Annotated in this window: 14 protein-coding genes and 1 pseudogene; 8 read left to right on the top strand and 7 right to left on the bottom strand. The window is 59.8% G+C overall.

All coding sequences use genetic code 11. The features are described 5' to 3' along the window. Positions 1 to 65: 65 nt before the first annotated feature. Both ACQY1K_RS10035 and ACQY1K_RS10030 read left to right on the top strand, forming a co-directional pair. Complete coding sequence (locus ACQY1K_RS10035; protein WP_430257251.1) at positions 66 to 2,696, top strand: heavy metal translocating P-type ATPase; 2,631 nt, start codon at positions 66 to 68, stop codon at positions 2,694 to 2,696. A 158-nt stretch (positions 2,697 to 2,854) separates the two neighbouring features. Beyond that, positions 2,855 to 3,355, top strand: coding sequence for a copper chaperone PCu(A)C (locus tag ACQY1K_RS10030; RefSeq protein ID WP_430257250.1), 501 nt, complete (start codon positions 2,855 to 2,857; stop codon positions 3,353 to 3,355). Between the two features lie 293 nt (positions 3,356 to 3,648). Here the strand turns inward: ACQY1K_RS10030 and ACQY1K_RS10025 are convergent, their stop codons facing one another. After that, the gene (locus tag ACQY1K_RS10025) at positions 3,649 to 4,680 is read right to left on the bottom strand and encodes a serine/threonine-protein kinase (RefSeq protein WP_430257249.1); all 1,032 of its coding nucleotides are present in this window, start codon (positions 4,678 to 4,680) and stop codon (positions 3,649 to 3,651) included. Then, positions 4,681 to 5,148 carry a hypothetical protein gene (locus ACQY1K_RS10020; RefSeq protein ID WP_430257248.1) on the bottom strand — a complete coding sequence of 156 codons (468 nt, stop codon included), beginning with the start codon at positions 5,146 to 5,148 and terminating at the stop codon, positions 4,681 to 4,683. Positions 5,149 to 5,465: 317 nt separating this feature from the next. Between ACQY1K_RS10020 and ACQY1K_RS10015 the strand changes: the two are divergent. From ACQY1K_RS10015 to ACQY1K_RS10005, 3 genes and pseudogenes are all read left to right on the top strand, one after another. Further along, a pseudogene (locus ACQY1K_RS10015) lies at positions 5,466 to 5,927 on the top strand (divalent metal cation transporter); the annotation flags it as partial. A gap of 99 nt (positions 5,928 to 6,026) precedes the next feature. Then, entirely contained in the window at positions 6,027 to 6,848 is an 822-nt protein-coding gene (nadE, locus tag ACQY1K_RS10010) for an ammonia-dependent NAD(+) synthetase (protein WP_325262567.1), read from the top strand. Positions 6,849 to 6,884: 36 nt separating this feature from the next. After that, positions 6,885 to 8,141, top strand: coding sequence for a cytochrome P450 (locus tag ACQY1K_RS10005; RefSeq protein ID WP_430257247.1), 1,257 nt, complete (start codon positions 6,885 to 6,887; stop codon positions 8,139 to 8,141). Between the two features lie 85 nt (positions 8,142 to 8,226). On the opposite strand, the gene lspA is transcribed toward ACQY1K_RS10005, so the two are convergent. Next, on the bottom strand, positions 8,227 to 8,718 hold the full coding sequence (lspA, locus tag ACQY1K_RS10000; RefSeq protein ID WP_325262571.1) for a signal peptidase II: 492 nt from the start codon (positions 8,716 to 8,718) through the stop codon (positions 8,227 to 8,229). After that, positions 8,715 to 9,542 (bottom strand): cation diffusion facilitator family transporter, encoded by an 828-nt coding sequence (locus ACQY1K_RS09995; RefSeq protein WP_430257246.1) that lies wholly within the window; start codon positions 9,540 to 9,542, stop codon positions 8,715 to 8,717. Before ACQY1K_RS09995 ends, lspA begins: the two co-directional genes overlap by 4 nt. A gap of 97 nt (positions 9,543 to 9,639) precedes the next feature. Here ACQY1K_RS09995 and ACQY1K_RS09990 point away from each other — a divergent pair, with 97 nt between their 5' ends. Beyond that, a complete protein-coding gene (locus tag ACQY1K_RS09990) occupies positions 9,640 to 10,026 on the top strand; it encodes a helix-turn-helix domain-containing protein (RefSeq protein WP_325262575.1) in 387 nt (128 codons plus the stop codon). A 37-nt stretch (positions 10,027 to 10,063) separates the two neighbouring features. Here the strand turns inward: ACQY1K_RS09990 and ACQY1K_RS09985 are convergent, their stop codons facing one another. Both ACQY1K_RS09985 and ACQY1K_RS09980 read right to left on the bottom strand, forming a co-directional pair. Then, complete coding sequence (locus ACQY1K_RS09985) at positions 10,064 to 10,480, bottom strand: helix-turn-helix domain-containing protein (RefSeq protein ID WP_325262577.1); 417 nt, start codon at positions 10,478 to 10,480, stop codon at positions 10,064 to 10,066. A gap of 311 nt (positions 10,481 to 10,791) precedes the next feature. Next, entirely contained in the window at positions 10,792 to 11,022 is a 231-nt protein-coding gene (locus ACQY1K_RS09980; RefSeq protein WP_430257245.1) for a hypothetical protein, read from the bottom strand. Between the two features lie 267 nt (positions 11,023 to 11,289). Here ACQY1K_RS09980 and ACQY1K_RS09975 point away from each other — a divergent pair, with 267 nt between their 5' ends. Together ACQY1K_RS09975 and ACQY1K_RS09970 are read left to right on the top strand one after the other, a co-directional pair. Continuing rightward, positions 11,290 to 12,387 (top strand): L,D-transpeptidase family protein, encoded by a 1,098-nt coding sequence (locus ACQY1K_RS09975; protein WP_430257244.1) that lies wholly within the window; start codon positions 11,290 to 11,292, stop codon positions 12,385 to 12,387. A gap of 4 nt (positions 12,388 to 12,391) precedes the next feature. Next, positions 12,392 to 12,556: a hypothetical protein gene (locus tag ACQY1K_RS09970; RefSeq protein ID WP_430257243.1), complete on the top strand. Its 165-nt coding sequence runs from the start codon at positions 12,392 to 12,394 to the stop codon at positions 12,554 to 12,556. Positions 12,557 to 12,586: 30 nt separating this feature from the next. Here the strand turns inward: ACQY1K_RS09970 and ACQY1K_RS09965 are convergent, their stop codons facing one another. Continuing rightward, a complete protein-coding gene (locus ACQY1K_RS09965; RefSeq protein ID WP_430257242.1) occupies positions 12,587 to 13,519 on the bottom strand; it encodes a cation diffusion facilitator family transporter in 933 nt (310 codons plus the stop codon). Positions 13,520 to 13,563 lie beyond the last annotated feature (44 nt).

The following is a 13,563-nucleotide window of genomic DNA, read 5'->3' as shown; positions in this document are numbered from 1 at the left end:
AGCTCTTGCACCTCTAGTAGCTAGAGGTCGTAAAAACATTCGCAGATACCATGAGGATTCTGAGAATGAGCGATTCCCTGCAGACGAGATTTCGTGTCAACGGCATGGACTGCGCATCCTGCGCGAACAAGATCGACACCGCTGTCAGGCAAATGCCCGGCGTTTCCGACGTGTCGGTTTCGGTCACCGCGGGAACGATGACGGTGAGCCATGATACCAGCAGCGATCTTGTAGCGATTGGGAAGAAGGTTTCCGGTCTCGGTTACGAGGCCCTGCCAATCGCTCCGAAGACAGCTCCTGTGGCCGCTGAAATCTCCGGGCACGTTCACGGCCCGAGCTGCACCGCGGACCACGGCCACGCGCATGATCATGACGACAGTCATGGAGAGCACCATGACCATGCCGCTCATTCACATGACACCGCTCCTGCATCCGTCCATCATCATGAGGACGGACGAGTAGAAAACAACGCTATTCCGGCAGATGTCAGCTCCAACGGCCAGACGCGCTTCAGAGTCGGCGGCATGGACTGCGCGTCATGCGCCAGCAAGATAGACACCGCCGTCCGCCGTCTTCCAGGGGTCGACGACGTCAGCGTCTCGGTTACCGCCGGGACAATGATGGTGAAGCATTCCGGTGTCGCCGACCTCAAGGCTGTCGAGAAACAGGTCTCCGGCCTCGGCTACTCGATCGCTCCAATCGTAAAGGCACCAAAGGCAGCAACTGGCGGCGCTACCGTGTCTAGCGATCATTCCGGCAATGACCACGGATCCAAATCCACTGAGGCCGAGATCGAAGGGTTGCACGGCCATGACCATGGCCCGTCCGAAGGCCCTTGGTGGCGGAGCAAGAAGGGTCGCCTGACTATCATGGCGGGCACCGCGGTCGTGCTCGCTTACGGCATTGGTCATTTGTTCCCGGCCATCGCGACCTATGCCTTCATCGTCGCGATGCTCGTCGGTCTAGTTCCAATCGCCCGCCGGGCGTTCATGGCGGCGCGGGCAGGGATACCATTCTCCATCGAGATGCTGATGACAATCGCAGCTATTGGCGCGCTGATCATAAATGCCACCGAAGAAGCCGCCGCCGTTGTCTTCCTATTCCTGGTTGGCGAACTGCTTGAGGGGGTGGCTGCAGGGAAGGCGCGTGACAGCATAAAGTCGCTGACTGCGCTTGTGCCGAAGACGGCTCTCTTGGAAGAGGGGGGTAAGACCCGCGAAGTTCCGGCAGAAACTCTTGCAGTCGGCTCCATCATTCTGGTCCGTCCAGGGGACCGCATCTCCGCAGACGGTGTTATCGTAGCGGGCGAGAGTTCGATCGACGAAGCTCCTGTCACAGGTGAAAGCGTCCCCGTGCGCAAGGTCGTCGACGACAAGGTCTTCGCTGGCACCGTCAACGGCGACGCAGCGCTGCGCGTCAAGGTTACGGCCGCCGCTGCCGACAACACCATCGCCCGCGTCGTGCGGCTCGTTGAAGAAGCCCAGGAATCCAAGGCTCCAACCGAACGCTTCATTGACCGCTTCTCCCGCTATTATACGCCGGGCGTGGTTATCGTCGCCGCGCTTGTTGCGATCATTCCTCCGCTTGTCGGCGGCGGGGTATGGAGCGAATGGGTCTACAAGGGCCTTGCTGTCCTGCTGATCGGCTGCCCATGCGCGCTCGTCATCTCTACGCCAGCCGCCATCGCCGCATCGCTCTCGTCCGGTGCCCGCCGCGGCCTGCTTCTGAAGGGCGGCGCGGTTCTCGAAGGACTGGGCAAGCTGACAGCCGTCGCATTCGACAAGACGGGCACGCTCACCGAGGGCAAGCCGAAGGTCACCGATGTCGTTCCGTTCGGTCGTAAGGCCGACGAGGTCCTGCGCATCGCAGCCGCGCTGGAGACAGGCTCCAGCCATCCGCTTGCAGTCGCAATCCTGGACAAGGCAAACGAGGACGGCATCGATCTGCCTGCCGCTTCCGATGCGAAGGCGCTCGGCGGCAAAGGCGTGACCGCAATTGTCGACGGGGTCGAGGTGTTCTTTGGTTCGCCGAAGGCCGCTGCGGAGCGGGTCACGATGCCGATGGCCCACTCCAAGACGATCACTGCCTTGAATGACGAGGGCAAGACCGTATCTGTCCTCGTCATCGGCGATGTACTCGCCGGTGCCATCGCCATGCGCGACGAACCGCGGGCAGATGCCGTGGCAGGTCTCAAGGCACTGACCGATGCGGACATCAAGATCGTAATGCTCACGGGCGACAACAAGCGAACCGCTGCCGCCATCGGCGCACAGCTAGGTATCGAGGTCCGCGCGGAACTGATGCCAGAAGACAAGCAGCGGATCGTGGGCGAACTCAAGAAGGAAGGCTACGTCGTCGGTAAGATCGGTGATGGCATCAACGATGCTCCCGCACTCGCCGCCGCCGACGTCGGTATCGCGATGGGCGGCGGAACCGACGTCGCGCTCGAGACGGCAGATGCGGCCGTCCTGCATGGCAGGGTCGGCGATGTCGCGTTGATGATCGACCTTTCCAAGCGGACGATGCGCAACATCTTTCAGAACATCACGATCGCGCTCGGTCTGAAGGTGGTCTTCCTGGTGACGACAATCCTTGGTATCACGGGTCTTTGGCCTGCGATCCTCGCAGACACCGGAGCGACGGTCCTCGTGACGATGAACGCGCTGCGACTTCTGCGTCCAGTCCGGGAGGCATGATGCTCAGGAGATCGCATCCTAACGGCGTATTGTCCTGGTGGCCTCGTCGGCCGTGTTCAGCTTCGTCGGCATTCCATCGGTGTTGAAGCCGATGGAGCTTTTCCAGGACGCAGTTCAATGAGAATGCCTTCAACTAAATAAAAACGGAGAACTCAATCTTGCCCTTCCGGACGGCTTCCATTCTCGCCATTGCCGCGCTCGCTCTGCCGCTTGTTCATCCGGCCAGCGCCATGTCCCACGACTTCAGGGCGGGAAGTCTGGAGCTCAAGCATCCCTGGTCAGCGAAAGCCCCTGCGGTGGCACCGGTCCTTGGCGGCTATGTCACGATCGTGAATACGGGAACGCAAAGCGATCGCCTCCTTGGTGGAACGACGACGGTGGCCGAACGTCTCGAAATCCACGAGTCCTCCATCGTCGATGGCATTGCGAGAATGCGTCCCGCGAAGGAGGGGATCGAGATCCCGGCTGGTGCGACGTTGAATCTGCAGCCGGGCGGAGCGCATATCATGCTTGTCAATCCGAAGCAGCGTCCCACGGAAGGCGAGAAGTTCAAGGCAACGCTCTCGTTTGAGAAAGCCGGATCCGTGGAGGTGGAGTTCGTGGTGCAAAAACCGAAGCCATCGTCCAGTGAGAACCACTCCGGCCACAAGAGCCCATGATGCGCCGCAGCCTATCTGCGGCGATGGGCTTGATTGACTGTTAATCAGTTCGCATTATGTTCACTACACACAACCGGGGAAAAAACCATGTCGTTGGCGATTCTCTACAGAACCTGCGAGCACTGCGACCGACAGCACGTTCGTGATGGCGATGACTTCTCGCCTGACTGCTTTTGTGCGGCATGTAGTGGAGACCGCCGCTCAATCGCGGCTGCAGTACTGAAGGCTCGTCCGGTGTCGCTTTCTGAAATCGAAGCGTCCGACAGGTATCTGAAACGCTCCCCAGCACGAGCCTAGCCGCCGAAATACTTCCTGAGCTGAGTGTCTGCAAGGGCTTTGGCGACGGGGCCGCCTGAACTTCCCAGGGTCTTCTTCGAACCCTTGCCAAGCGGGTGGCTAACCGCCGCCCAGTTCCACAGCTTGCCCCGCCTCACAAGATCGACCTCGATCCGGCGACCCTTGGTCTCGCGGGTCCATCTGACGCTGTCTTCGTCGAGGGTGCAGTCCCACACTACCTCTCCGGCAATCACGGCCAGCGCGTCGAGCGCCCGTCGGCTGGTCGCCAACCGCGTCGCACTGTCATCGGCGAGCATCGCCCGGACGAGACGACGCCATTTTCCGGAAATGTGCGGAAGCCATGTCAGCCTGTCGGCGTACCCGCCATCCCTGACACTATACCGGGGAAGGGGACCCTGCCTGTACCAGGCATCACCATGAAGCAGGCGGTACAGGGTCATTCCAAGGGCCCAGAAGTCTGATTTCTTGCTGGAAAGCCCCGTCTCATGTGATTCTGGAGCCAGGTGATCGGTGTAGGAATAGCCCAGATCAGCGTAGCCCAGCACCATCTCGTCAGTCACGAGACCGAAGTCGCCAAGCTTCACGGTGCCGTTCTTCGTGACGAGAATGTTTCCGGGCTTGAGGTCGCGGTGGAGCATCTCGCGGTCATGCAGGGATCCCAGACCGTGACAGATGTGCGTCGCTATCCGATGGACTTCCGGAGAGGAGATCGGTCCCGCCTCATAAGGCTTCTGGAGCGATCCCCGTTCGCACAGTTCCATGACGAGGTAGATCGCGTCCTCGGTCGTCGAGCGGTTCACATAGTAGACCTGGACGACGTTGTCGTGTGTCGCCTTCTTGAGATTGGCGCCCTCCTTGACCAGGTCTTCCTTTCGCTGCTCCCATTTCTCGGGAGTGTCGGTATCCTTGGGCCGGATGACCTTCACGGCAAGCTCCGGATGGATGTCGTCGCTTCCGAGGTGTACGTCTCCGAAATGCCCGTTCCCAAGCTTGGAGCCGATCTGAAGACTGGATGTGAACCCGCTCATTCAGCGCGTCGCCAGAATGAGGAGAGCCGCTTCGCGACTTCCCGCGCGCATCGCCACGCCGCCCAGGTTCTCTTTCCAGAAGTCATTGTCCTTCAGGTACTCGTCAGCCTTTCGCTTGCCGAAACCCTTGCTGATCTTTGACTTCGAGACCTGCTCGACCGGACATCCGCAAGCCAGGGCGCAGATGGCGACCCCGCGAAGCTCGGCGGCCTGCAGATGCGCCAATCCCATCCCGCGCGCGTTCGCCGCACTTTCCTTGATCACGGCTTTCGCGATTCCCTTGTCGCGGACATAGTCCGACAGGCGCTTGTAGATCGTCTGGAAGGCCTTGGGACGGGCGCCGTTTTCCAGCTTCCAGGATTCGTCGGCAATGATCACGATCGGACCGTCTTCAGGGACTTCCGCGTCCACAATGACGAGTCCGTCTCCCGAAACATGCACTCCCAGCCACCGGTCTGCCACAGCCACTCCGAATCCTTGAAACATCCATCGCAGGCTTCCGCCTCGAAACGCAGGGATGCTTTAGTTTTTTGAAACTAGCGGGATAGTTGATGACGCTGATGATTCGGTCAAGCGCAGGAAGAGGATGTTACCTAGCTCTACCCGTGCTTTGACGAAAGAGAGGATGCGGCGCGGGCCTAAGTGGGCACGAAAGCGGGCCGATTTCCACATAGACCGTGAATTGGCGAAGTCGCAGGCCGCCATCTAGCCGTCCGACGAGAAGCGGCCATGGTCGAATGCTTCAGCAGCGGTTTGCGGCATGACTTCTCCCGATCCGTTGCCATCAGACGAACGTGGCGGAACTAGGCGAAGCGCACAGTCTTCTCGCCCCGCTGCTAGGGCTCGCCGTTGCACCGATGCTCTTTGGCATCGCTCTTCTCTGCTGCGGCATAAACTCGACGGTTACCGCGACGCTTGCCGGGCAGATCATCATGGAGGGCTTTCTCAACATCCAGCTCGCCCCCTGGCTCCGACGGCTGATCACGCGAGGAATTGCGATTATCCCTGCCGCGGGGGTCACCATTGCTTTCGGAGACAGTGGCACGGGCCAACTCCTGATCCTCACCCAGGTCGTATTGAGCCTTCAGCTATCCTTCGCGGTGTTTCCGCTCGTGATGTTCACGTCGGACCGCACAAAGATGGGAGAACTCGTTGCGCCGCGTTGGCTGGCGGCGTTTGCGTGGCTGATCGCCTTCGTCATCCTGTTGCTGAATGTGAAGCTGTTGTTCGATTTTGTCGGGTTGTAGTGGGCTGAAGCTCGGGGAAGCAACAGGGCACCGGTGGAAATCTGCAACAAGAGCGCGAGGTCTGCGTTCTAGTTTCAGTCGATTTTCAGGGAGGACAACATGCTCGACGAACGCGCCCGGATCATTGAGGAACTCGGAGTGACCAGAAGCTTCGATGCATCGGCCGAAGCTGAACGCCGCTCAGGGTTTCTAGCAGACTATCTTCGAGCGTCCTCGTTGCGGGCGCTTGTCCTCGGCATAAGCGGGGGCGTAGACTCGCTCACGGCAGGAATGCTCGCACAGAGGGGGGTGCAGCGGCTGCGGGATGGTGGATACAGCGCCGAGTTCATCGCAGTACGCCTTCCATACGGCGAGCAGGCCGACGAGGCCGACGCGCTGAAATCTTTGGATGTCATCCGCCCCGACCGCACTGTCACGATCAACATCAAACCCGCAGCCGACGCTATGCTGTCCGAAGTCCGGCGCGATGCCGACGATCTCGTTTCAGGCGAGCGCATGCACTTCCATCTCGGAAACATCAAGGCCCGCCAGCGAATGATCGCTCAGTATGCTCTGGCGGGCGGTGCGCGTGGTCTGGTCATCGGTACTGACCATGCCGCCGAAGCTCTGATGGGCTTCTTCACAAAATTCGGCGATGGCGCGGCCGACATCCTGCCGCTCTCCGGTCTCAACAAGCGGCGGGTGAGGGCGGTCGCGCAGCATCTCGGCGCGCCCGCAGATCTCGTCTTCAAGGTCCCGACGGCCGACCTCGAATCCGATGCGCCTCTCAAGCCTGACGAAGACGTGTATGGTGTCACCTATAACGAGATCGACGACTTCCTTGAGGGTAGGGAGATCGGCGACAATGCGCTGCGACGGATACTGACGGCGTATAGATCCACTGCCCACAAGCGTTCCCTACCTATGGGTCCGATAGGGTGAGGCACCTTTGAGATCGAAACCGCAGGCGAGGCGGCAATGGCAAGCATTCCTTCTGAGAGAATACCGGACTCGACGATAGCGCTTATCCGCGATCCCTATCGCTTCATTTCCGATGGGTGTTGGCGCCACCAATCAGACCTGTTCGAGACACGGCTCCTGCTGCAGAGGACGATCTGCATGACAGGTCCGGAAGCGGCCAGCCTTTTCTACGATCCCAACCTCTTTGTACGCCAGGGTGCAATGCCCAAAGCGATCCAGAAGACGCTGCTCGGGGAGGGTGGCGTTCAGGGCCTCGACGGCAGACCGCACCTACACCGCAAGCACTTGTTCATGTCGCGGATGAGCCCTGACCAGATCCGGGAACTGTCTCGTCTAACGGCGGCGGAATGGCAGATGCGGATGGGGACATGGACATCGAGAGCCGACGTCACGCTCTACACGGAATTCCAAAATCTCCTGACACGCGCAAGCCTGGCCTGGGTCGGAGTCCCTCTGCCTGAAGCGGACGCCCAAAGAAGGACACGGGACATCGTGGCCCTCTTCGACCATGCGGGATCGGTGGGAATCCGGCATCTGTGGTCCCGGTGGTCGCGCAGACGTGCCGATCGCTGGCTTGCGAACTTGGTGGAGGAAGTCCGTTCCGGGCGGCTCCAATTGTCGGAGCATTCCGCTGTCCATGCCATTGCCTGGCATCGTGATCAGGATGGGAAACTGCTGCCACCTCGCGTTGCTGCCGTCGAATTGCTCAACGTCATCAGACCAATCGTAGCGGTCTCGGTCTACATGGTGTTCGTGGCGCAGGCGTTGCACATGCATCCGCACGTTAGGGACAAGCTCCGCTCAGGCGATGATGACTACACCCACCTGTTCGTCCAGGAAGTGCGCCGATACTATCCGTTCTTCCCCGCTGTCGCCGCACGCACGCGAAAATCCTTCGAATGGAAAGGACATCGTTTTCCGACGGGCCACCGTGTAATGCTGGATCTGTTCGGTACTAACCATGACGCACGGACCTGGGAGAGGCCGGAGGAATTCGAGCCGGAACGGTTTCGTCAATGGGACGGAGGCCAGTTCAACTTCATACCGCAGGGCGGTGGAGACCACTCCGTCCACCATCGCTGTCCCGGTGAGTGGATCACCATCGAACTCATGAAGCAGGCAACGGTAATGCTGACCCGACAGCTTGAATATGATGTCCCCGAACAGGATCTGCGGATCGAGTGGTCGCGGATGCCTGCGCTGCCGCGGAGTCGCTTCGTGGTCAGCAATGTCGTCATCCGCGAGGAACCATGAGCAACGCATTCCTCGCGTCCGCGTGGCAAGGCGCTCGGCGGATCAGCAGTTGAGGCATTCTTGCGCCATACATCAGCAGAGCGGCCTACCGTACCCGTGGCCCCTCTGCGGCCGCGTCAGGGGATTGCAGGCTGGACGCAATCAGCAGAATGGCCGCACCGATCGTGATCCAGACATCTGCGAGATTGAACACGAAGGGTTCCCACTCACCGATCCGCAAGCTCAGGAAGTCGGTGACCAATCCGCGCGCGGTCCGGTCCAGAAGATTTCCCAGCGCCCCTGCAAGGATGAACGACAGCCCGACCCTTTGCCATCCTTGGGAACGGTGAAGCCAGATCGCCATCACTGCCGCGATGATGCCTGTCACGGCAATGAGCAGGTATCTGCCGATATCGCTGTCGGACGAGAGTAGGCTGAACGAAACACCCGTGTTAAAGGTGAGCCGCAGAGGTATCAGCGGCAAAAACTCGATCGGAGGGTCGTAGGCTACCAGGCTGGCGCGCGCCCAGGCCTTGGAGCCGATGTCGAGCGCGGCACCACACGACACCAGTAAGATTGACGCGAGTGCTGCCTTCAAGCCTTCGCCTCCGAGAGATCCTGCCGCGCATCCCGGATGATCGCCCAGGCCGACTGGAGAAACAGGCCCGCGACCGCGAAGGCGACAACGAGATCCGGCCACTGCGAACCGGTCCACCACACAAGCCCGGCCGCTATTATCACCGCCAGGTTTCCGACAGCATCGTTGCGCGAGAAGAGCCAGACCGCCCGCATGTTGGCGTCGCCCTTTCTGTAAGGGATGAGCACCACGGCTGAAAGGACGTTGACGACGAAGGCGATGGTTGCGAATCCAGCCATTGTCAGAGATTCTGGCTGATGCTCGACGAATAACCTGTATATCGTTGAAGCCACCACCCCGAGGCCGAGCACGCCAAGGAACAGCCCCTGCAGAAGCGCAGCCTTCGCGCGGGCGGCGAGACCCCAACCTACAGCCATCAATCCCAGAAATGAGATCAATCCGTCGCCGAGGAAGTCGAGAGAATCTGCTTGCAGGGCCTGCGAACCCGCGATGAAGCTTCCAGCTATCTCGACGACCCCGTATCCGACGTTCAAAGCCACGACGATCCAAAGCGCGCGCTTGTAGGCAGGCGTCACGTGGGACAGGTCTGGAATATGATCGTCGTCATCGTCCGCCACCTCCTCACTCGCTGAACCCATCCGGTCGAGGCGGTATCCAAGCCCAGTTACGACATCCTCCATGACGGGCAGCCGGGTCGCGGGTTCATCCACCTTGAGCGTCATGACCTGCGACGCGATGGACACTTTCACATCCTCCACGCCATCGATCTTCCTGACCGCCCCCTCGATCTTTGCGGCGCAGGACGAACAGTCCATTCCGGCCACGCGATAGCGCACTGTTTCAGCAGACGTCATTCCGAAAGCCTCGATTTCGACATTCGTGACTGCTACAACCTGTAGCGACTACAGGAGCAAGTGGAAAATGCAGATCGGTGACCTCTCCGCAAGAAGCGGCGTGAAGATCGAAACCATCCGCTACTACGAACGCGTCGGTCTTCTACCTCGGCCCGACAGGCTGGCCAGCGGCCGTCGGATCTATGGAGATGAGGACGTCAGGCGGCTGGGCTTCGTCCGCCACGCGCGGGACATGGGGTTCGGCCTCTCATCAGTGCGCGTCCTTCTATCTCTGAAGGAGAAGCCGGATGAATCCTGCGGTGAGGCGATCCGCATAGCCCAGGCCCAGCTCGACGCGGTGGAGGAGCGGATGTCGCGGCTGGCAGATCTCAGGACCGATCTCAAACGGATGATTGCGGAATGCGACGGACACCAAGTCGCCGACTGCAGGATAATCGAGACCATTGTGGGATAACTGGCTGTGCCCCAGCCATACAAAGGCAACAAGATGTTCAGTCGTGATCCGTCGCGCACATGTCATGGTTCGCCAGCGCCCGGATCACGTAGCAGTCTCGCACCTGATTTGAATGGCAGTGGGTCGAGATACGCTCCAACTCGGCTTCGAGCTTCTTCAGTCGTTCGATCTTTTGTCTGACGGTGACGAGCTGTTCCGCGGCGATCCGGTCGGCTTCCGCGCAGGGTTTCTCGGGATGCTGACTGAGATCGATTAGCTCGCGGATGGCCTCGATCGTAAGGCCGAGATCACGAGCGTGTCTGATGAACGACAGGCGTTCCTGCTCGGCTTTCGAATAGCGCCGCTGGTTGCCTTCGGAGCGTTCGGGCGGCGAGAGGAGCCCCATCTGCTCGTAATAGCGGATCGTTGGCACCTTCACACCGGTGGTCTTCGCCAGAATTCCGATGGTAAGCATGATATCCTCCAAGCGGCGCGCGCGCGGCAAATAGCCCATCACCAAAAACTGAAACCTCGTTGTTCACAACGTTGGTAATGGGGATCGGTATCTCAGATGTGAGGATTTCCGATGGCAAATCAAGTGACAACTTGACCTCTGAGGGATGCCTAGATCGTGATCCCTCGGAAGGCAGAACTCGACATGTGAAGGGACACTGTCTCGGACGGTGCCGCTTGCCATCTTCGACGGGATCGCGGTCCAGCCCATCCACACATTCCGACACGCCTCTGCTAGTCCTTGGCATTCAGACAAACCCACTCAATGTTTGCCTATGGGCTTGGCCGCAAACCACGCCTTCCGGATTGCCAATCTCTGAACCGTAGGAAGAATTCGATGCCGATGATCGGCGCCAGCACTATCGATGCGAGTGCTCCCAACATCGATTCGAAGATGTCATGACCACCGATCCAGCACACGAGTGCGAATGCAAGCTTCATCAATGCGAAGCCGATCGCCGAAAAGATGGCAATCCAGAACACAGCGCGCGCGAGCTTCATCATTCGGGTTCTCATGGCGGGAAATTAGGGTTGAACACCGGAAATGCATAATCAACGTTTCGTGCTGTTCGCTGGCGACGTATTTCCAAGATCAACGTCGCGGCTCTTGCACCTAAAGCCCCTAGAGGTCTTATGATGCCGCCGAATCGGGATGGATCGTGAACTGAAGCGTTCTCACCGGATCGTGTAGACAGGCTTAACGGAGAGTTAACGTCCATCGTTAGAATGTGTGGACTAACTCCACTTGAACCAGGGCAGCAGAACAGCGGCATGACTTCCAACGTTGCAATTTCCCGGACACTGAACCCTGTTCGCGCGTTTATTCGCCGCGCCGCCTGCATCGCGTTCGTCGGCATGGCTCTGTCTGGATGCGTCGCGTCGGACATGGCCCTCGACGGACTGTCTGAAAACGCGCCGCAGATCCCGGCGAAACTAATTGCAGAGATGGCGAAGAAGGGCATGAAGCCTGAAAGCCCTGTGCTGGTGAGAATATTCAAGCAGGAAAGCGAGCTCGAGGTCTGGAAGATCAACGGGACCGGTCGTTACGCGCTGCTGAAGACATACCCCATGTGCAGGTGGTCAGGGAAGCTCGGCCCGAAGATGGCGAACGGCGATCGCCAGGCTCCGGAAGGCTTCTATCACGTCTCGCGCGGCATGCTGAATCCTAAGTCGCAGTACTACGTATCCTTCAACCTCGGATATCCGAACAGGCTCGAATCTGCTCTCGGCTACACGGGCGAGGCGCTTATGGTCCATGGTGCCTGCTCGTCGTCCGGATGCTACGCACTCACCGACCAGGGCGTCGGTGAAATCTACGCGGTGGTTTCGAAGGCGCTCGCCTCCGGCCAGGAGCGCTTTCAGGTCCAGGCATACCCTTACCGCATGTCCGCCGAAAACATGGCTCTTCATAAGGAAGACGGTAATCTGCCTTTCTGGCGGACGCTCAAGGAAGGCTACGACGCATTTGAGCTGACGAAGCAGCAGCCGAAGGTTTCTGTCTGCGGTCGCCGTTACGTGTTCAATACCGAGTTCCAGGGCGGTGATCCCCGCGACCCGCTGGCGGCATGCCCCGCTGCCGCCACGCCGACCGACCCTCAGCTCGTAACGAAAATCGCGGCTGAGAACCAGAAGGTCGATCTGGCGCTGGCAGAGAGCAAGGCTTCGACAGTTTCCGCCTATGTCGACGGAGGCATGCACCCGAGCTTCAGGTCGCTCCTCAAAAAGGACGGCCCCGTGAAGCTGGCGGCGCGCATCTCGAGCATCAAATACCCGGTCAGCAGGCCGGACGCTGCCTTGGCAGATCCCTTCTCCGCCATTCCCAAGCGCACCGATGCTGACACCCGGACGGACAGGCAGCAGGGGAACTGATCCAATGACAGCAGGTGACGGCCCGCGTAAGCAGAGGATCCGCCGCAACAACATGATGCTTCTGGCGGTCCTCGTTGCATTTGTGCTGGCTGTGTTCTCCAACAGCTTCTTCCATATCCGCCAGGAAGCGCGGCCGGCGGCTGCAGCAGGCGAGCGGGCGCCTCCATAGCGCGGGTCGACCCATCAATGGACGCGGCGATCAATCTCCTGATAACTCGCCTGCCTCGTGTCCGACCACTTTGGAACCCTCGTCGCAACGATCATCGTACGACTCGATCTCGATGGTCGAGTGGCCGATGCGGTAGTTAGCCTTCAGAAGTTTTCGGGCCTGTTTCTTTATCCTCGCCATGTCGGCGAACGATGTCCCGCCGATGACGAGGTGGGCCTCTATCGCGTTGTGGCCTTCGTCGAGCGCCCACACGTGCACATGATGCACGGCCTCGACACCCTCGATCGATCGCAGCTCTTCGACGACGCTGGAGATGTCGATATCCTCGGGTACCGCCATCATAAGGACCCGGACCGAACTTCCGATCTCAGCGAAAGCCTGCCACAGGATGTAGGCCGCGATCAGAAGAGTGATGGCGGGATCGATCCACGTCCACTCATAGATCAGGATCAGCGTTCCAGCGATGATGACACCGACCGACCCGAGAGCGTCAGCGACGTTGTGGAGGAATGCCGCGCGGATGTTCATGCTGTTCTTCGACATCGCATAGGTGAGCATCGCCGTGACCATATCGATCAAAAGTGCGACACCAGCGATGATCACGACTGTCCAACCCTCGATTGGCTCCGGCTGGATGAAGCGCACGACTGCCTCGTAGAGCAGGTAGAGGCCTATCACGATGAGGGTCGTATAGTTGATAAGGGCGGCAACGATCTCGGCGCGCACATAGCCGAACGTCATCTCGTTGTCCGCGGGCCGCCTGGCGATGCGTCGCGCTCCGAACGCGATCAGAAGCGATGCCGCGTCGCTGAAGTTATGGAGCGCGTCGGCAATCATCGAGAGGCTGCCTGATACGATCCCGCCGGCTATCTGCGCAAAGGTCAGCAGCACGTTGACGAATATCGCCCAGCCGATCCGACGGTCGCCGCCCCCGGTCCCATGGTCGTGGTGATGTCCGCTCATTTCCAGTCTCCGAAATCGCGGTCTTAAGCAGTCTTGCCGCAGAT

This window comes from Neorhizobium sp. IRS_2294, from assembly GCF_050500145.1.
GTDB classification, from domain to species: Bacteria; Pseudomonadota; Alphaproteobacteria; order Rhizobiales; family Rhizobiaceae; genus Neorhizobium; species Neorhizobium soli.
This window is presented reverse-complemented; position numbering and strand designations above follow the sequence as displayed.